The sequence below is a fragment of the Paraburkholderia sp. 40 genome, assembly GCF_050434105.1.
In the GTDB taxonomy this organism is placed as follows: Bacteria; Pseudomonadota; Gammaproteobacteria; order Burkholderiales; family Burkholderiaceae; genus Paraburkholderia; species Paraburkholderia tuberum.
On the sequence record NZ_JBNPVY010000002.1, the window covers coordinates 82,792 to 101,968 of the forward strand.

Annotated in this window: 11 protein-coding genes; 8 read left to right on the forward strand and 3 right to left on the reverse strand. The window is 65.7% G+C overall.

Annotation, left to right across the window (positions count from 1 at the left end):
* Positions 1-479 precede the first annotated feature (479 nt).
* From OKW28_RS01675 to OKW28_RS01710, 8 genes are all read left to right on the forward strand, one after another.
* Positions 480-1,682, forward strand: coding sequence for a capsule biosynthesis protein (locus OKW28_RS01675; protein WP_429443405.1), 1,203 nt, complete (start codon positions 480-482; stop codon positions 1,680-1,682).
* The gene (locus OKW28_RS01680) at positions 1,675-2,460 is read left to right on the forward strand and encodes an SDR family NAD(P)-dependent oxidoreductase (RefSeq protein ID WP_429443407.1); all 786 of its coding nucleotides are present in this window, start codon (positions 1,675-1,677) and stop codon (positions 2,458-2,460) included. The genes OKW28_RS01675 and OKW28_RS01680 overlap by 8 nt, the downstream gene beginning before the upstream one ends.
* Positions 2,461-3,996, forward strand: a complete 1,536-nt coding sequence (locus tag OKW28_RS01685; protein WP_429443409.1) for an LTA synthase family protein — start codon at positions 2,461-2,463, stop codon at positions 3,994-3,996.
* On the forward strand, positions 3,993-11,669 hold the full coding sequence (locus tag OKW28_RS01690) for an SDR family NAD(P)-dependent oxidoreductase (RefSeq protein WP_429443411.1): 7,677 nt from the start codon (positions 3,993-3,995) through the stop codon (positions 11,667-11,669). Before OKW28_RS01685 ends, OKW28_RS01690 begins: the two co-directional genes overlap by 4 nt.
* A complete protein-coding gene (locus OKW28_RS01695) occupies positions 11,669-12,583 on the forward strand; it encodes a UDP-3-O-acyl N-acetylglycosamine deacetylase (protein ID WP_429443413.1) in 915 nt (304 codons plus the stop codon). Before OKW28_RS01690 ends, OKW28_RS01695 begins: the two co-directional genes overlap by 1 nt.
* 23 nt (positions 12,584-12,606) lie before the next feature.
* Positions 12,607-13,944: an aminotransferase class I/II-fold pyridoxal phosphate-dependent enzyme gene (locus OKW28_RS01700; RefSeq protein ID WP_429443415.1), complete on the forward strand. Its 1,338-nt coding sequence runs from the start codon at positions 12,607-12,609 to the stop codon at positions 13,942-13,944.
* Positions 13,945-13,972: 28 nt separating this feature from the next.
* Positions 13,973-14,683, forward strand: a complete 711-nt coding sequence (locus tag OKW28_RS01705) for a GNAT family N-acetyltransferase (protein ID WP_429443417.1) — start codon at positions 13,973-13,975, stop codon at positions 14,681-14,683.
* A 98-nt stretch (positions 14,684-14,781) separates the two neighbouring features.
* Positions 14,782-16,212, forward strand: a complete 1,431-nt coding sequence (locus OKW28_RS01710) for a mannose-1-phosphate guanylyltransferase/mannose-6-phosphate isomerase (RefSeq protein WP_429443419.1) — start codon at positions 14,782-14,784, stop codon at positions 16,210-16,212.
* A gap of 220 nt (positions 16,213-16,432) precedes the next feature.
* Here OKW28_RS01710 and OKW28_RS01715 read toward each other — a convergent pair whose 3' ends face one another.
* From OKW28_RS01715 to OKW28_RS01725, 3 genes are all read right to left on the reverse strand, one after another.
* Complete coding sequence (locus OKW28_RS01715) at positions 16,433-16,687, reverse strand: hypothetical protein (RefSeq protein ID WP_429443421.1); 255 nt, start codon at positions 16,685-16,687, stop codon at positions 16,433-16,435.
* Positions 16,688-16,895: 208 nt separating this feature from the next.
* Positions 16,896-17,582 carry an HAD family hydrolase gene (locus tag OKW28_RS01720; protein ID WP_429443424.1) on the reverse strand — a complete coding sequence of 229 codons (687 nt, stop codon included), beginning with the start codon at positions 17,580-17,582 and terminating at the stop codon, positions 16,896-16,898.
* Positions 17,583-17,680: 98 nt separating this feature from the next.
* Positions 17,681-19,126 (reverse strand): cytochrome-c peroxidase, encoded by a 1,446-nt coding sequence (locus OKW28_RS01725; RefSeq protein WP_429443426.1) that lies wholly within the window; start codon positions 19,124-19,126, stop codon positions 17,681-17,683.
* Positions 19,127-19,177: the final 51 nt, after the last annotated feature.

Here is a 19,177-nt window from a genome sequence, read left to right on the forward strand (position 1 = left end):
GCCACCAACTGCATTCGAGGGTCGGTCCGAGCTGGCGCGCAACTGCTGCTGGATGTTGGGCTGCCAATCTTGAGGTGGGCGCCGCTAAAAGATCGGCGTGAGGATGGATTTCCCCGCAATGAGTGAGCAAAAAACACCACTCCCCGATTTGCAAATTGTGGCATTTGGGACTTGTTTTTTTACGAAAAAACATGCAGTGCGAGGGCTATAACGGTACTCCCGACCGGTACAACAGCACTTTAGGCACGAACCTCGACGTACGGGCTTTTGAGACGTGCCGGATTGTAGCGGGGCACTCGATTTTCTATATAAGAATTTGAAAGTGCGTGTGGATTTCGCAACGTCAATTTAAGAAAGGACCTGCGTTATTGTCGCCGATGCCGTATCATCTCACAATTCGTTACTAATATACGGTAAGACCTGCCGTTCGCCTTATTGGCTATCGCAGCAAAACAAGGCGACTCTCTCACTTTCCCTCGATGCCCCGATCATTCTTGGCGTTGCAAGGCACGGCCTCGCATTTCTTCGCGCGACTTTCCTCGGGCTTGATCGGCAGTGGCCATTCAGTGCGCCGAATTAATTTCTGCGGCGGGGACCTGCTTTATGCTGGCAAGGCGGACTTGCAGAATTACGACGGGCTGCTTTCGGATCTCGCAGGCTGGTATTCGGAAACGCTTAAATCTGGTGGCTTCACCGATGTTCTGATGTTCGGGGATTGCCGCGCTATTCACCAGCCGGTGCATTCCATCGCGAGACAATTCGGCGTCGAGGTGCATGTTTTTGAAGAGGGCTATGTCCGCCCTCACTGGCTCACGCTCGAAAGACATGGCGTCAACGGGCGATCGTTGCTGCCGCGTGATCCGGCATGGTATCTGGAACATCGAGCGCCTGTGCCTTCGCCGGGGCTGGCCACGGGATATAACCTGTATGAACGCGCCTGGCACGACATTCGGTACCGCATGGGCAACGCACTTTTTGCGTCCCGCTTTCCCGGCTACCGGAGTCACCGCCCTTACAACGGGGCGAAGGAATATGCAGCACTCGCAAAGCGTTTTGCGCGCCAGAAGCGGCATCGTGATGAAGCTTCGCGAGCTACCACGCAGCTGCTCAAATCAAGGCGCCCGTACTATCTTTTTCCTCTTCAGCTGAACTCGGACTCGCAGATCGTCGCTCATTCGCCTTTTTGTGGCGTGCGCGAGGCGATCGAGCGGGTCACGCGTTCTTTTGCGCAGCATGCGCCGGGCATTGCCGCGCTTGTGATCAAGAACCATCCACTAGATACAGGGATCGTTGAGTATCGCCGCTTCGCGCAGGGTCTGGCTGAAGCGCTGGATATTGCAGGCCGGCTTATCTTTCTCGAAGACGGCCACTTGCCGACCCTGCTCGAGCATGCTCGCGGTGTGGTGGTCGTGAACAGCACAGTGGGGCTGTCCGCCTTGCATCATCGGCGCCCACTCATCGCGCTTGGTGACGCGATCTACGATATGCAGGGGATGACCTGGCAAGGCGATCTTAACGACTTTTGGACTCAGGCCGCCGGGCCTGACATGAATCTCTATTACGCGTTTCTCGACTACGTGATCCATCACACGCAGATCAACGGCGACTTCTACACGCGGACAGGCATCGAGATGGCCGTAGCGGGAGCGGTGCAACGTCTGGAGGCGGCCGCGCATGCGTAAAGCCGCGCCACGCCACGTCGTGATCACCGGCGCGAGCGCCGGTCTCGGTCGCGCGCTCGCGATGGCTTATGCTGCGCCGCACGTCGTGCTCGGTCTCATCGGCCGCGACGCCGATCGCCTCGAAGCGTCGGCGCAAGCCTGCCGCGCAAAAGGCGCAAGCGTGCAGACCGCCCTGATCGACGTGCGCGACGCGCAGGCCATGCAAGCCTGGTTGCAAGAATTCGACGACGCACATCCAATCGATCTGCTTGTCGCTAACGCCGGCGCCGCCAGCACGCTCGCATCCACAAGCGACTGGGAAGACCTGGCGCGCACGGCTGCGATCGTCGACACCAACTTCTACGGCGCAATGCACGCGGTGCTGCCGGTCATCGCCCGCATGCGTGCGCGCAAACGCGGCCACGTAGCGCTGATCAGCTCGCTCGCCGCGCTGCGCGGCATGGCGATTTCGCCGGCCTATTGTGCGAGCAAAGCAGCGATAAAGGCTTACGGTGATTCGGTCCGTTTTCTTCTGTCACGAGATGGCATTCGCATGTCGATCATCTTGCCGGGCTTCGTGAAGACCGCAATGAGCGACGTGTTCCCCGGTGACAAGCCGTTCCTCTGGTCCGCGGACAAAGCGGCGGAACACATCCAGCGCAAGCTCAAAGCAGGCCGCGCCGAAATCGCGTTCCCGAGCCTGCTCGCGTTCGGCATGCGGCTCTTGCCGTTGCTGCCCGCCGTCCTCGCCGACGCAATTCTCGGTGGCCTGTCGTATCTTCCGCGCGAGGAGCACTGAGTGAACGCGACGCTCGCGCTCAGTTTCGCGGCCGCTGCCGGCCTTGCGTTTCTGCCGGAAGCACTCGCGCAGCCGCGCGCGTCGCTGCGTCGCTCGCCGTTGGCGTTCGCGTTGCACGTCGCGGCGATTGTGTTCCTCTGCGTATGCGTGTTGCTGATCACCGGGCGCGTGCGCTTTTCCGCCTTCGTCGCGATCGCACTGGTCGCACTATTGGCAGCCGTCAGCAACGCGAAATACGCGTCGCTGCGCGAGCCATTCGTGTTTACCGACCTGAGTCTCTTCAGCCAGCTATTCGCGCATCCGCGTCTTTATCTGCCGTTCCTGAGCGTGGGCACCGTCATCGCGATCGTGCTTGGCATCGTCGTGGTCGTCGCGGCGTTTGTCGCGGACACGCCCGTGGCGCATCGGCCCATCACCGCGCTTTTGCTCGCCGCGTGCGCATCGCTCGCAGCCGCCTACGCTTGCGCCGTGCACCTGCCACTGACACTGCGCGCCGTCGACGATCAGCAACGCCACGGTTTCTTCGCGGTTTTCATCGCGTATCTGCTGAACGGCACGCATCCGGCGACCGTGCGTCAATTGCGCGCCGCGCTCGCCGCCGGTCCGTTTGCGAGCGGCAAACCGCAGACGATGCCCGACGTGATCCTGATCCAGAGCGAGTCCTTCTTCGACGCGCGGCGTCTATCCATCTCGATCGATCCGTCGATCCTGCGCAACTTCGATCTCGCACGCCGCGAGTCGATCCAGCATGGCGAGCTGACGGTGCCCGCGTGGGGCGCGAATACGATGCGCACCGAGTTCGCGGTCCTGACCGGCATCGACCAGACGCAGCTCGGCTACGCGCGTTTCTATCCATATGCGTTCGTGCGGCGCGCGTGCGCGTCGCTCGCGTCGTGGTTCAAGCAAGGCGGTTATCAGACCCTCGCGATTCACCCGTATTACGCCGACTTCTTCGGTCGCGAGCGGGCCTTCAAACATCTGCAGATCGACCGCTTCATCGACATCAAGACATTCGCCGACGCGCCGCGCGCTGGCCCGTACGTCGCCGATATGGCGGTCGCGGACGCGATCATCGAAGCGCTCGACGAACCGCGCGAGAAACCCGCGTTCATCTTCTCGATGACGATGGAAAACCACGGCCCGCTGCATCTGGAAACTGTTCGACCCGGCGAGGCCGCCGCTTTCCATTCGCTCGGCGACGACGAGCAATGGCGCGACCTGACCGCTTATCTGCGGCATCTGTCAAACGCCGATGCGATGCTCGGCCGCCTGCTCGCCGCGCTGCGCGCGCGGCGCCGCGACACGGTGCTGTGTTTTTATGGCGATCACGTGCCGGCGCTGTCGCACATATACGCGCAGTTCGATAACGAACCCGCACACAGCAACTACTGTATCTGGCGCAACTATGGTGATGCGCCTGCTACCCGAACAGATCTTTACGCCGCGCAACTTGGCGTCGCCCTCGTAGAAGCGCTCGCGCCGGCCGTATCGCGTGAGACGCCGACGCGCACGCTGCACCGAACAGAAGAACAATGACGAAACAGATTGCGATTGTGGGGATGGCCTGCCGCTTTCCCGGCCATGTCGAGAGCCCCGAAGATTTCTGGGCGTTGCTGCGCGATGAAATAGACGCAGTCACGCAAGTGCCGGCCGACCGTTTCGGCACGGAGTTTTACCAGCATCCGTCGAAGCGCGAAGCGGGCAAGAGCTATACGTTCTCCGCGGGCGTGCTCGACGACGTCGCCGGTTTCGACGCGTCGTTCTTCGGCATCTCGCCGCGCGAAGCGCAGCAGATGGACCCGCAGCAGCGTCTGTTGCTCGAACTCGCGTGGGAAACCTTCGAGGACGCGGGCGTACGCCCGCGCGACATGGAAGGCAGCAACTGCGCGGTCTATGTCGGTGTCGCGAGCCCGGACTACGGCAATCGTTTCGTCGACGACCTGAACGCGGTCGACCCGTATTCGGCGACCGGCAACACGCTCAGCATCGCGTCGAACCGTCTGTCGTATCTGTTCGACCTGCGTGGGCCGAGCGTATCGGTCGATACCGCGTGCTCGTCGTCGCTGGTCGCGTTGCACCAGGCGTGTCAGGCGCTGCAGGCAGGCGACGCCGAAGTGGCGCTCGCGGGCGGCGTCAATCTGCTGCTGCATCCGTTCGGCTTCGTGACATTCTCGAAGGCGTCGATGCTGTCGCCGCGCGGCCGCTGCCGTGCGTTCGACGCGACCGGCGACGGCTACGTCCGCTCGGAAGGCGGCGCGCTCGTGATGCTGAAGACGCTGGAGCGCGCGCTCGCCGACGGCGACACGATTCACGCGGTCATCGCCGGTTCGGGCGTGAACTCGGACGGCTACTCGCAGGGCGGCATCAGCGTGCCGGGCGCGGCAACTCAGGCCGCGCTGCTGCGCACGGTTTATCAACGCGCGGGCGTCGATCCGCGCTCGCTCGCTTATGTCGAAGCGCATGGGACCGGGACCGCCGTCGGCGATCCGATCGAGGCGCGCGCGTTGATGAGCGTCGCGTCGGCGGGGCGCCCCGTCGATCGGCCGCTGCTGATCGGTTCGGTGAAGACCAACGTCGGTCACCTCGAAACGGCGTCGGGCATGGCCGGACTGATCAAGGCGATCCTGTGCCTGAAGCACCGCGCGGTGCCGAAGACGCTGCATTTCGAAACGCCGAATCCGGCGATCGATTTCGTCGGCGGCCGGCTGCGTGTCGTCGATCGTCTGACGCCGCTTGAATCGCCCGATGGCGCCGACGCGCCGCTCGTAGTCGGCGTCAACTCGTTCGGTTTCGGCGGCACGAATGCGCACGTCGTGCTGCGCGAGGCGCCGGTTTCTAGCGTCACCAAAGCGCCGCGCCCCGAAAGCGGCGACGCAACCACGCCGCTCACGCCGCTCGTGCTATCGACGCGCGCCGCGGCCGCATTGCCGAACCTCGCGGCGCGCTATCTGGCATCGCTCGATCAAGGCGCGTCGTGGAATCTGTTGGCTGCGAATGCCGCGCATCGCCGGCAATGGCTCAAGCATCGCGCGATCGTCGCACCGTCGACGCCCGCCGAAGCGCGCGCGGCACTCGTCGAGCTGGCCACGTCGGTGCAAGAGCACGCGGACATGGCGCTAGTGAAAGGCGAAGCACCAGCCGACGACGCCCGTCTCGCGCTGGTGTTCTCCGGCAACGGCTCGCAGTGGGCCGGCATGGGCAAGCAGTTGCTCCAACAGGAGCCGGTGTTCAGCGCCGCGCTCGAAGAGATCGACGCATTGTGGCGCGCCGACGGCAGCGCCTCGCTGCTCGACATGTTGCGCGAAGGCGTGAGTGCCGAGACTCTCGCGGCCACCGAGCATTCGCAGCCGCTGCTGTTCGCGATCCAGGTCGGTGTGGTGCGCGTGCTCGAGGCGCGTGGCGTCACATATGACGTGTGCGTCGGCCACAGCGTCGGCGAAGTCGCGGCGGCGTGGGCATCGGGGGCATTGACGCTCGCGCAGGCCGTGCGCGTCATCAAGATCCGCAGCCGCGCGCAGGCGAAAACGCGCGGCACCGGCCGCATGGCGGCCGCCGGTCTCGGCGAAGCGGCGATCCGCGCGTCGATCGCGCAACACGATCTCGACGCGACGGTGGAAGTTGCTGGCGTCAACAGTGCGCAGGCGGTCACGCTCGCCGGTCCGCTCGACGCGCTGCAAACGCTCGAAGCGGCCGTCAAGGCGAGCGGTCGTTTCTTCCAGATGCTCGACCTCGACTACGCATTCCACAGCTGTCAGATGGACCCGATCGAGCTGGACGTCCTCGTGGGTCTCGCAGACCTCGCGCCGGGTGAGACGACGCGCGGCTTCGTATCGACGGTGACGGGCGACGAGCTGGCGGGCACCGAACTCGACGCGCGCTACTGGTGGCGCAATATCCGCGAGCCGGTGCGCTTTGGCGACGCGATCGCGCGCATCGCGCAGAACGGCGTGCGTCTGTTCCTCGAAATCGGCCCGCATTCGATTCTGCGCACCTACGTGACGCAAACGCTCGACGACGCGCGCATCGCGGGCCGCTCGCTGCCGACGCTCAAGCGTAATCACGACAACGCGGAGACGCTGCATCACGCGCTCCACGCGATGATCGCAAACGGCGCGAGCGTCGACGTCGATCGTTTCGCGCCGCGTGCGTTGTTGAGCCAGCGTGTCGCGCTGCCGTCGTATCCGTGGCAGCACGAACGCCATTGGCTCGGCCCGACCGCCGAGGCCTACAACCTCGTGTACCGCCGCCGCGAGCATCCGCTGCTCGGCTATCGTCTCCACGAGCATGCGCTCGCGTGGGAAAACCAGCTCGACCCGGCGGGGCTGCCGATGCTGGCCGACCACGTCGTCGATGGTGGCGCGGCGTTTCCGGGCGCCGGCTACGTCGAGATGGCACTGGCCGCCGCGCGCGTTCATTTCGGCACCGCGAGCTGCGCGGTCGAGAACGTCGAAATCCGTTTGCCTGTCGTATTCCAGCCGCAGCATTCGAAGCTGTTCCGCTTCACCGTCGACGTGCGGACCGCGAACTTCACGATCGAAACGCGCGATCGCATGTCGGACGAAGCGTGGTCGCTGAACGTGACCGGCCGTTTGCTCGCGAGCGGTTGCGCGCTCGGCGACGCGGCGGCCAACTTGCCGCTTTTCGATCTGACGAGCCTGCTCGCGCAGCCTGCGATGTCGGGCGACACGCTGTACGCGAACACCGCCGCGATCGGCCTGAACTACGGACCCGCGTTCCGTTGGGTGCGAGCGGTCCACGTCGACGCAAACGCCGGCATGGCGCTTGCCGAAGTGGACATGCCCGCGGCGCTCGCGCAGTCCGCCGACGCCGCGAACGCCTACGCATTGCATCCCGCGCTGATGGACAGCGGTTTTCATCCGCTGTTTGCGCTGCTCGCTTCGCCGCGGCATGGCGAGATCGAGCATGCGGCTTACGTGCCGGTGCAACTTGGCCGCATCGACTATCTGCGCGGCGACGCGATCCGCTATGTGCTCGCTCGCATCGAGCGGCGCAGCCCGCATTCGGTCGTCGCATCGTTCGAATTCGCCGACGCGCGGGGCGCGGTCGTCGCGCGTCTGAGCGCCTGCCGGTTCCGTCGCGTCGATCTGCTGAGCCGGCGCCAGCAGGCACCTGGACGCTATACGTATATCGTCGAAGCGAAGCCGCTCGCCGCCGATGTCAACGCGCACGCGTTGCCCACGGCCGCCGCGTTGCTGGCCGATGCGGCGAGCGCGCTCGCCGTGCAGGAAGACGAAGCGCGCCGGCACACGCATCTGACCGAGATGCTGCCGCTGCTCGACGTGCTTGCCGGCGCGTACGCGTTGCAGGCGCTCGATGCGCTCGACGTGTTCGCGCAGCCTGCGCTGCCCGATTGCGCGCATCCGGCGTTGCTTGCGCGGCTCGTGCAGATCGTCGTCGAAGATGGTCTCGCGCGTCGCGAGGGCACCCGCCTCGTGCGCGACGACGACGCCTGCGCGAACCTGCCCGCCATCGACGAGCTGTGGCGCGAACTGCTCGCGCAATCGCCCGCGCATGTGGCGGAACTGACGCTGCTCGCGCATTGCGGCGCGGCGTTGCCTGCCGTGCTGCGCGGCGAAGTGAGTGGCGCGCAGATTCTGCCGCCGTCGCGCAGCAGCCTCGTCGAGCATTTCTTCGAAGCGTCGCCGACGTGGACGCACGCCAATGCGCTGAGCGGTGCGTGTCTGCATCGCGCGGTCGAAAGCTGGAGTGAGCCGCGCCGTCTGCGCGTGCTCGAACTCGATTCGCCGCTCACCGACGTGCTGCAACCGCTCGCGATCCACGTGCCGGTCTCGCGTTGCGATTACACGATCGCGGGAACGCGCGAGCAGTTGAGCGGCTTCGACACGACTGAGCATCCGTCGCTCCATATCGCGACTGTCGAATTCGGCGATGCGCCGCGCCTCGTTGGCGTCGACGCGGGCGAGCGCTACGACGTCGTGGTCGCGAGTCACGTGCTCGCCGGGCAAAGCGAGCCGCGCGCGCTGCTCGCCGCGTTGCGCGGCTGGCTCGCGCCGGGCGCGCTAGTCGTGATCGCGGAACCGCGCAACAGCCGTTTCGCGGATCTGGTGTTCGATCTCGACGCGGACGCCGCGCATGCCAACGCGCGCCGCGCGGCGTGGCTGTCGCCGCAGGCGCTGACGCAACTGCTCGAACAGGCTGGCTTCGAACAGGTCGCGCGCCATACGGAGCAGGGAATCGATCTCGAAGGCGCGCCGACGCTGCTGGTAGCGCGGGCGCCGCTTGAAGTGGCTGGGAACGATGCGGCGGGCACGACTCAGGCGAGCACGTCGCCTGCGCATTGGTCGTTGCTGTACGCGACGTCCGACGCGATCGACGACACGCTGAGCACAGCGCTGCAAGCCGCCGGCCACACGACGTCGAGCACGACGCTCCAGGCATTGCATCACGATATGAGCAAACTGGCCGCGCCGGCCGGGGGTGGGCAGCACATCGCGCATCACGTGGTATTCGTTGCGCCCGATCAGCCGTTGTCCGCCGACGCGGACGGCGCCGAAGTGATGCACGCGCAGCGGCAGACCACGCTCGCGCTCGCACAGCTCGTGCGCGACCTCGCGGCGGCGTCGAACGAAATGCGCCCGCAACTGTGGATCGTCACGCGCGGCGGCGCGCCGGTCGCGACGCCGTTCGTGGATGCCGCGTCTCTGCGTCCCGAGCAGGGCGCGCTGTGGGGGCTCGTGCGCGTGCTGGCCAACGAGCATCCCGAACTATCGTGCCGTCTGATCGATGTGTGCGCGACGCAAGCGGACGCGGGCGCGTTGCTCGCGCGCGAACTGCTTGCGTCCGACGGCGAGGAAGAAGTGCTGCTGACGCCGCGTGGCCGCTACGTGACGCGTATGCTGCCCACCCCGAACGCGGCGCTGCGCGACACCGTGGCCGAGCCGCTGCGTGCGCGCAATGAAGCGGCGGTGCTCGGTTTCGCGTCGCCGGGTTCGTTGCGCAACCTCGAATGGTTCCCGCTGCCGCAGAGCGAGCTCGCTGCGGATGAGGTCGAGATCGAACCGGCCGCGACGGGCCTCAATTTCCGCGACGTGATGTACGCGATGGGCCTGCTGTCCGACGAGGCCGTCGAAAACGGCTTCGCGGGCGCGACGGTCGGCATGGAGCTGTCCGGGCGCGTCGTACGCGTCGGCCGCGACGTGCAGCGTTTCGCGGCGGGCGATGCGGTGCTCGGCTTCGCGCCGGCGTCGTTCGCGAGCCGAGTGCGCACGAAAGCGGAAGCGATTGCGCACAAGCCCGCGCGTCTGACGTTCGAGGAAGCGGCGACCGTGCCGACGACGTTCTTCACCGCGTACTACGCGCTGTGCGAGCTCGCGCGTCTGCGCCGTGGCGAACGGGTGCTCGTGCACGGCGCGGCGGGCGGCGTCGGGATTGCGGCGATCCAGCTCGCGCGGCATCTCGGCGCGGAAGTGTTCGCGACCGCGGGTAGCCGTGAGAAGCGCGAGTTCGTGCGTCTGCTCGGCGCCGATCATGTGTTCGATTCGCGCAGCCTCGCATTCGCCGATCAAATCCGCGAGCGCACGCAAGGCGCCGGCATCGACATCGTGCTCAATTCGCTGGCCGGCGAAGCGATGGTGCGCAGCATCGACACGCTGCGTCCGTTCGGTCGTTTCCTCGAACTCGGCAAGCGCGATTTCTATGAAAACAGCCGCATCGGTTTGCGGCCGTTCCGTAACAACATCAGCTATTTCGGCATCGATGCGGACCAGTTGATGAGCGCGTTGCCGGGGCTGACCGCGCGTCTGTTCGAAGACGTGATGCGGCTGTTCGCGGACGGTGTGCTGCATCCGCTGCCGTATCGCGCGTTCCCGGCCGAGCGCGTCGAGGAAGCGTTCCGCCATATGCAGCAGGCGCGGCAGATCGGCAAGATTCTCGTCACGTATCCGGCGGGCACGCCGAGCCCGGCGAGATCGGCGCAGGTTGATGCCACGCTGCAACTCGACCCCGCGGCCGCGTATCTGGTCGTCGGCGGCACGGGCGGGCTCGGCTTTGCGACCGCTCGCTGGATGATGTCGCGCGGCGCGCGTCATCTCGTGCTCGCGAGCCGCTCGGGCACGCTCGCGCCCGAACTGGCCGAAGAAATCGCGCGCTGGCGCGCAAGCAGCGGCGCGCAAGTACGCACGGTCGCCTGCGACGTAACCGACGCGGCCGCGCTCGATGCGTTGCTTGCCGACCTCGCACAACGCGGCACACCGTTGAAGGGCGTGCTGCATTCGGCGATGGTGATCGACGACGGTCTCGTGCGCAATCTCGACGACGAGCGCTTTGCCGCCGTGCTCGCGCCGAAGGTGGCGGGCGCGTGGAACCTGCATCGCGCGACGCGTGAGCTGCCGCTCGATTTCTTCGTGGTCTATTCGTCGGCGACGACCTTCCTCGGCAATCCGGGGCAGTCGAGCTACGTCGCGGCGAACAGCTTCCTCGAAGCGCTGATCGCGCAGCGGCGCGCGGCCGGTTTGCCGGGCACCTGCATGGCATGGGGCCCGCTCGACGACGTCGGCTTCCTCGCGCGCAACGCGGAAACACGTGAAGCGCTGCAGGCGCGGATCGGCGGTATGTCGATCAGCTCGGCCGAAGCGATGGCCGCGCTCGAACGCGCACTCGTCGCGATGCAGGCGGGCGAGGCGGTGGTGCGGCTCGATTGGCACGCCCTTGCGCTCGGCATGCCGGCGGCGCGTGCGCATCGCTATACCGAGCTGCAGACGCGCGGCAGTCACGAACCGGCGCCTCAGGGCAGCGTGCAGATGCGCGAGCAGATCGCGGCGATGGCGTTCGACGATGCGCGGCGATTGGTCGAGGAGACGCTGCAGGCGCAGATCGCGCGCATTCTGCACATGTCGCCGGAGAAGATCGAAACCGGCCGCTCGATTCTCGACATGGGCATGGATTCGCTGATGGGCATGGAACTCGGCATGGCCGTCGAAGAGCGCTTCGAGGTCAAGCTGTCGATCATGACGATGGCCGAGGGCGCGACCGTGCATTCGCTCGCGCAACGGATCGTCGAGTCGATCCAGACGCAGGATGAGGCTGCCGAGCCGAACGGCGCCGCCGCGCAGATGGCGGCGCAGGTCGCGGCAGTTGCCGCGCAACATGCGCTCGATGTGGGTGCCAACGCGCTGGCCGATGTGGCGGATGCGCTGTCCGCTCAGTCGTGCGCGACGGAGCCCGTCTAATGCGCGCGCCCGCGGGCTGGAGTCATCGGGAGGGGACGCTCGCACGCGTGCTGACGGTGAGCGGTCACGGCTTGCACACGGGCCGACGCGTGAACGTGCGGATCCTGCCGGGCACGGCGAACAGCCCGCGCGGCATCGTGTTCAGGCGCATGCAGCAGGGTCGCGTGCTGGCCGAATTCGCGGTGAGTCCCGCGTTGCGGCGCGGGCAGCCGCTGTGCACGATGCTCGAATCGGCCGATGGTGTGCGCGTGCGCACGGTCGAGCATCTGCTCGCGTCGCTGCTTGCGTGTGAAATCGATCGCGCGACGGTCGAACTCGACGCCGAGGAAGTGCCGATTCTCGACGGCAGCGCGCAACCTTGGCTCGACGAGATTCGCGCGTGCGGACGCCTCGAGCTACCGCATGCTAAGCGCTTCATTCGCGTGCTGCGGCCCGTGAAGATTGCCGACGGCGCTGGCACGCACGACGAACGCAGCATGTCGATCGAACCGGCAGCCGCCTATGAATTGAGTGTGCGCAACGATCTGAAGGGCTTCGGCGAATTGCGCTGGGACGGCGCGCTGACGCCGGCGAGCTTTGCCAGCGAGATCGCGCCGTCGCGCTCGTATGGACGCGTCAAGTGGGCGATCCCGGCGATCGCGGCGGGCTACGTGCGCGGCACGCCTATTCTGCGCGGCGCGCGCCTGTCGTGCACGGCGGCGATCGTCGGCAATCGGGTGCTCGGCGGCATGCGCGTGCCCGACGAGTTCGTGCGGCACCGCGTGCTCGATCTGGTCGGCGACATGGCGATGGCCGGCGCGCCATTGCTGGGCCGCGTGAGCGCGTTGCGGCCGAGTCACGAAATGAACTACCGGCTCGTCGCCGCGCTGCTCGCGGATCGCGACGCGTGGGAATGGGCGGAATTCGCGAGCTGAACGTACAGGATTAGCGAAACACTATGGGACTGGGTGATCACCTTCGCCAGCAACTCGCCGCGAAGGCGTTGATGAGGCAGCTGGAGCGCGTGTCCGACGAGGCGCGCGAGCCAGGCGCGCCGCTCGCGTCGAACGGCACGCGCGCGGCGCAGGACGCCGCGCGCGCCGAGCTATGCAGCTTCGAAAGCATGCCGGGTTATCAGCAGGTCGAGATCTTGCGACAGATGGGTGACAAGCTGCAGGTGCAGTCACCGTTTTTTCGCGTGCATGAAGGCGTAGCCGGCGCGACGACGCGCATCGGCGGCGCCGAGTATCTGAACTACGCGAACTACAACTATCTTGGTCTGGCCGGCGATCCGTACGTATGTGCGCGGTCGAAAGAGGCGATCGACCGCTATGGCACGTCGGCGTCCGCGAGCCGCATGGTGGCGGGCGAGCGGCCCGTGCAGCGCGAACTCGAAACGGCGCTCGCGTCGTTCTACGAGGTCGACGATTGCGTCGTGTTCGTCAGCGGCCACGCGACCAATGTGACCGTGATCGGCTCGCTGTTCGGTCCTGGCGACCTGATCGTGCACGACTCGCTCGCGCATAACAGCATCGTGCAGGGCGCGCAATTGAGCGGCGCCAAACGGCTGAGCTTTCCGCACAACGACTGGCAGGCGCTCGACGCACTGCTCGCGCGCGTGCGGCACGACTACCGGCGCGTGCTGATCGCGATCGAAGGCCTGTACAGCATGGACGGCGACATTCCCGATCTCGCGCAATTCGTCGACATCAAGCGCCGTCATGCGGCGTTCCTGATGGTCGACGAGGCACATTCGCTCGGGGTGCTCGGTGAGCGCGGCGAGGGCGTGCGCGAGCATTGCGGCGTCGCGAGCGGCGACGTCGATATCTGGATGGGCACGCTCAGCAAAACGCTGGCCGGTTGCGGCGGGTTTATCGCCGGCACCCAGGCGTTGATCGATATCCTGCGGCATCTCGCGCCGGGCTTCCTGTACAGCGTGGGGCTCGCGCCTGCGCTGGCGGCGGCGTCGCTCGCGGCGCTCGAGCGTCTGATCGCCGAACCCGAGCGGGTCGCGCGCTTGCGCGCACGCGGGCGGCAGTTCATCGACGAGGCGCGTGCCGCCGGTCTCGATACCGGCAAGAGCGCGGGGTATGCAGTCGTGCCGATCATTTCCGGCAGCACGCTGAAGGCCGCGCAATGGGCGAACGCGATGTTCGCCGAAGGCATCAACGTGCAGCCGATCTTCTACCCGGCCGTCGAGGAAAAGGCGGCGCGCCTGCGCTTTTTCATCTGCTCGACGCATGAACCCGAACAGATCAGCCGCACGATCGTCGCGCTCAGGCGCATCGCTCGCTAACCACACCGCAAACACGGGGCAGCCTGTCATGTATGCCGTAGATCCCGCGCGCGCGGACTCGCCAGATTGCGAACACGAACCGCCCGCGCTGCGCTGTCGTGCCGCGCGCGCCGGCGATGCCGAAGGGTGCGCGCCGCTGATCTTCGCATCGGGCGTGCGCGAATTCGGTTTCTTTCTCGGCGAGCCAGCCGATGCGTGCACCGAGTTTCTCGCGTTTGCGTTTGCATCGAAGCTCGGGCGCTTTTCGTATCGACGCCACCGTGTGGCCGTGACTGAAGGCGACCAGCCGGTCGCAGTGCTAGCGCTCCATGACGGACGCAGCACATGGTTCGACGATCCGCATGTCGCGCTGATGCTGCTGCTGTTCTTCGGCGTGCGCCGCACGGTTCGCATGCTATTGCGCGGCCTCGTGCTCGAAAGCGAATTGCCTGCGCCGAAATCGTCGCAGACGCTGATTGCTCACTGCGCGACGCATGAGCACCTGCGCGGCACGGGTGTTTTCAGCACGCTCTTCGCGGATGCGATGCGCACGGCAGAGCTGATGAGTGTGCGGACTCGCGCGGCGCGCGGCGAACACGATCGGCGGCAACTCGTACTCGACGTGCTGGTCAGCAACAAGCGCGCATACGCGCTGTACCGGCGTCTTGGGTTCGTCGAATTGCCTCGCCGGGCGCTGGTTTCCGCGCGCCTGCCGCGCGAGCTCGAATCGGTGCGGATGGAGTGGGTTGGGAAGGCATAAACGGGGGCGGACGCAAAAAGACGGCCGAAACATACGACGCACGCGCGGCAAACGCGCGATACAGTCGATTGATAAAACACAAACGAGGACCTGAAGAAATGCACATTCATCCCGTAGTTCTTTGCGGCGGCAGCGGCACGAGACTGTGGCCGATGTCGCGCGGCGGCTATCCGAAGCAGTATCTGGCACTGACAGGCGAACACACGCTGGTCCAGCAAACCGCGTTGCGGCTGCGTGGCATCGATAGTGTGACCGCGCCGATCGTCGTCACGAACAACGAGCAGCGTTTTCTCGTCGCCGAGCAACTGCGCCAGGTCGACGTCGGGTCGGCAAGCATCGTGCTGGAACCGGCAAGCCGCAACACGGCGCCGGCCATCGCCGTGGCCGCGCTGCTCGCATTGCGCGACACCCCCGACGCGTTGCTGCTCGTGCTGCCGTCCGATCATGTGATCGCGGGCGAGGCCGCCTTCGTCAGGGCAGTCGAAGCGGCGGCGCAGATCGCGAAGGACGGGCGTCTGGTCACGTTCGGCATCGCGCCGACCGAGCCGCATACCGGCTACGGTTACATCCACGCGGGCGCGGCGCTGATCGACGGCACGCAGACGTTCGCGGTCGACTCGTTCGTCGAGAAGCCCGATGCCGCGACCGCTCGGCGCTTCATCGACGAGGGCCGCTACTACTGGAATAGCGGCATGTTCATGCTGAAGGCGTCGACCTATATGGACGAACTGCGCCGCTACGAGCCGGAGATCGCGCGTCAGGCCGAGCTGTCGCTGCAGAACGCGCAGCAGGACTACGATTTCGTGCGTCTCGATGCCGAGGCGTTCGCCGCCTGCCCGAACATTTCCGTCGACCACGCGGTGATGGAGAAGACCCAGCGCGCGGCCGTCGTGGCGGTCGCCGATCTTGGCTGGAACGACATCGGTTCGTGGACCGCGCTCGCCGACATCGCCGAGCGAGATGCGCAGAACAACGCGCTGATCGGCGACGTGCTGACCGAGGCGGTCAGCAACTCGTACATCCGCGCCGAGCATCGGCTCGTGGCGGCGATCGGGCTCGAGAACGTCGTAATCGTCGAGACCGCGGACGCGGTGCTGGTCGCGCATCGGGATCAGGCGCAGGACGTGAAGAAGATCGTCGCGCAGCTCAATGCGATGGGGCGTCACGAGTCGGTCACGCATCGTCGCGTGGTGCGGCCGTGGGGGTCGTATGAAGGCATCGATAGCGGCGAGCGCTTCCAGGTCAAACGCATCGTCGTCAATCCGGGCGCGCAGCTGAGTCTGCAGATGCATCATCATCGCGCGGAGCACTGGATCGTCGTGAAGGGCACCGCGCTCGTGACGAACGGCGACAAGGAAATCATGCTGACCGAAAATCAGTCGACCTACATTCCGCTCGGTGTCACGCACCGGCTGCTGAACCCCGGCAAGATTCCGCTCGAGTTGATCGAGGTGCAGTCGGGCGCGTATCTCGGCGAGGATGACATCGTACGGTTCGAGGATACGTACGGGCGTGTGGCGAAGGTTTAACGCCGTCGACGTTTAGCCTCGGCGACGTGTTTCAAAGGCCACCGGTCGAAGGACTGGTGGCTTTTTTCATTTGCGTGAGCGCATCCGGAACCCGACTTACCGCACGCGAAGGGGCCTTCGAATAAGAGCATGAAGCGCGCGATGCGGCCCGATCGCGCCAACCCGGCCCGCAACACATGCGCGATTGCGCCGTCGTACGCAACGGCGCTGGGCCTCGTGCTTACAGCGGCACGATTTTGCCCGGCTCCGGATGGCAGACCGGGGTGTAGACCGGCCCGCAGCCGTAATGCACGGGCTGGCAGGGGTTGTAGGAGGGCGGGTTGTAGTACGACGGGCCGCGAGCCGGCGGCTTTTCGCCGTAACACGAAGGCGGGTATTCGTGCGGGAAACACGAGTGGCCGCCGCGCACGGACTGTGCAGCCGCGTGGTCGAGGTCGTCGCAGCGCGACAGGTCGGCAAGGGTCAAGTTGGACATGATGAATCTCCGGCAACGTTGGATGGGCATAGAGCGCGCAAATGCTTTGCGCTCGGGCGTTCCAGTTGCACGCGCCATGCCATGCGGCGGGATTCAACGTCTGTGCTGGCTCGAGCGCTGATCGACCGTATCTGCGCAGTCGAAAACTGATCGGCGTTGGCCAACTTGCGGCAAGCCGGTGTCGTTCAACCGCCAACACGTCGGTCGATCAGCGCGTGGCCCATCCCGCGAGCAACGCCGGTAGCTCAGCCATCTCCCTGAACACGTGCACCGCGCCCACGCCATGCAACGCGGTCGCGCTGCTATGGCCGAGGTGCGTCGGGCAATAGCCGAATACCGTCGCGCCGGCCGCGACGCCCGCGGTCGCGCCCGTCACCGTATCCTCGATGACCGCACAGCGTGTCGGCTCGACGCCGAGTGCCGCGGCCGCGGCGAGGTAGACGTCGGGAAACGGCTTGCTGCGCGGCGTGTCGTGGCCGCTGAAGATGCGTCCATCGAAGCAGTCGAGGAGGCCGGCCTTCACGAGCTGCAATTCGATCTTGATGCGATCCGCGCCCGACGCCACCGCGATGCGTCCATTCAACCTCTGCTGCAGCGCGCGGACCGCGAAAGGCGCGCCGTCGATCGCGCGCAACTCATTGTCGAGCGCCACGTTGCGACGCGCGCGGAACTGCGCCAGCCACTCGGCCGTGATCGCGAAGCCGGTGCGCGCCTCGATCAACGCGGCTTCGTCCCTGACCATCTTGCCGACGAAAATGCGCATCGTCTCTTCGACGCTCAAATGCCAGCCGAGCTCGCCGAGCATCTCGGTGAGCACGCGGTTCGTGATGGGTTCGGAATCGACGAGCACGCCGTCGCAGTCGAAGAGCACGGCGTCGAAAGGAAAATCGGCCATCGGGGAGGGTAGGGATAAGGTCGCGGACCGGCAAGGATACCGCACCGGGCCGCGTGCCGCAGCCTGGAATCTGCAGCGGCGGCGTCCAGCGCGGCTGCTCAGTCCTTGTACCCGTCGCTCAGCGTCTTCATGAACGCGATGATGTCCTGGATGTCTTGATCGGTCATCGCGGGCTGGTCGCCGAACTTGCGGTCGAACGGCGCATCGGCGACATCCACGTTCGCATGGTATTGCGGCGGCAGATCGTCGTACTTCTGCACCTTGCCCGACGCATCGCGCGGATAGATTCTGTCCGGCGACGTATTGCGCAGGTTGTAAAAGTCCAACACCTGCTTGAGGTCGTGATACACGCCATTGTGGAAGAACGTCTTGCGTTCGGCGGCATTGCGCAGTGTCGGCGTCAGGAACATGCCGCAATACTGCGTCTCCCTGGCCATGTCGGTCCGGAATGGCCCACAAATGCCCATGTCGTAGAACTTCGGATTCCTGTTCTGCGCAAGTTCGCGATTGCGCGGCACGCCGAGCGCTTCATACTGCGTGTCGGTAAAAAGAGGTGGAAGGCCGTCCGACGTCGGCTGGCTCAGGTGGCAACCCGCGCAATTGGCCTTGTCCTTGTCGTTGAACAGACGCAAGCCACGTAGTTCGGCTTGCGTGAGGCGTGCACGTCCTTCGAGCCAGGCGTCGTATTTGCTCGAGAATGGATGGAACGCCGGGTCTTCGAATTCATACCGACCGATCGCGAACATGGCTTCCGACACGAGCAGATCAGGATCGTTGACGACGTGCGGACCGAAAAGTTGTCTCAGCGTATCGATGTGCTTCGAGTGCCTTAGCTTGTCGGCAACCGAAGCCAGATCGGGGTTCGCCATCTCGACCGGATTGGTCAGCGGCCCAAGCGCCTGGTCCTGCAGCGTGCTTGCCCGGCCGTCCCAGAAGAGTCCCCCTTGCGGCACCATAGCCGGCGCGGCAGGCGCAACGCCCGCGGTTTTCTGGGCGCGCTGCACGCCTAGCGCGGCCGATGCCTGCGTATCGAGGCTGACCGGTGCGGCGTCGGTATCGCCCTGATCGGGACCGATGCTGAACGGCGCCTGGCGATACAGGTACGCGAGCGATGGCACCGGCCGATAGCCCGCTTCCGTCATGTGAAGGCCGCCTGGTTGTACCGTCAGGTCGTTGGGAGGCGAGAAGGCGTGCGCGGCGCTGTGGCACGACGCGCACGACTGTTTGCCCGACGCCGAAAGCGACGGATCATTGAACAGGTCCCTGCCGAGTACCGCGACCGCGCTAAGGGGCGCGACGGGGGGACGCAGGAGCTTGACCGGATGGGCGTTGAGGCCCGTCAGATTCTCGACCGTATCGCCGATCGCCGCGGGCATACGCTCGGGATAGATCAGCGCGTAGCCAACCAGAGCGGTGCCCAGGAGCGCGATGCCCAGCACTATCCGGAGGATCAGGCGACGCCACGTGCTGCTCGCAGCGCGAAGGGACGGGCCGCTTCCGGTGGGTAGTTGCGAAGACAAGGTGGCGTTCGAACGACGATTCATGGCGATAGCGATAGTCAAGCTGAACTGCAAACAAGCACGTCGAGCCACCGT

What these genes read in the sequence shown, in the direction of transcription:
- OKW28_RS01675 (WP_429443405.1), top strand. Translation starts at nt 480, where the DNA reads ATGCCCCGATCATTCTTGGCGTTGCAAGGCACGGCCTCGCATTTCTTC.
- OKW28_RS01680 (WP_429443407.1), top strand. Translation starts at nt 1,675, where the DNA reads ATGCGTAAAGCCGCGCCACGCCACGTCGTGATCACCGGCGCGAGCGCC.
- OKW28_RS01690 (WP_429443411.1), top strand. Translation starts at nt 3,993, where the DNA reads ATGACGAAACAGATTGCGATTGTGGGGATGGCCTGCCGCTTTCCCGGC.
- OKW28_RS01695 (WP_429443413.1), top strand. Translation starts at nt 11,669, where the DNA reads ATGCGCGCGCCCGCGGGCTGGAGTCATCGGGAGGGGACGCTCGCACGC.
- OKW28_RS01700 (WP_429443415.1), top strand. Translation starts at nt 12,607, where the DNA reads ATGGGACTGGGTGATCACCTTCGCCAGCAACTCGCCGCGAAGGCGTTG.
- OKW28_RS01705 (WP_429443417.1), top strand. Translation starts at nt 13,973, where the DNA reads ATGTATGCCGTAGATCCCGCGCGCGCGGACTCGCCAGATTGCGAACAC.
- OKW28_RS01710 (WP_429443419.1), top strand. Translation starts at nt 14,782, where the DNA reads ATGCACATTCATCCCGTAGTTCTTTGCGGCGGCAGCGGCACGAGACTG.
- OKW28_RS01715 (WP_429443421.1), bottom strand. Translation starts at nt 16,687, where the DNA reads ATGTCCAACTTGACCCTTGCCGACCTGTCGCGCTGCGACGACCTCGAC.
- OKW28_RS01720 (WP_429443424.1), bottom strand. Translation starts at nt 17,582, where the DNA reads ATGGCCGATTTTCCTTTCGACGCCGTGCTCTTCGACTGCGACGGCGTG.
- OKW28_RS01725 (WP_429443426.1), bottom strand. Translation starts at nt 19,126, where the DNA reads ATGAATCGTCGTTCGAACGCCACCTTGTCTTCGCAACTACCCACCGGA.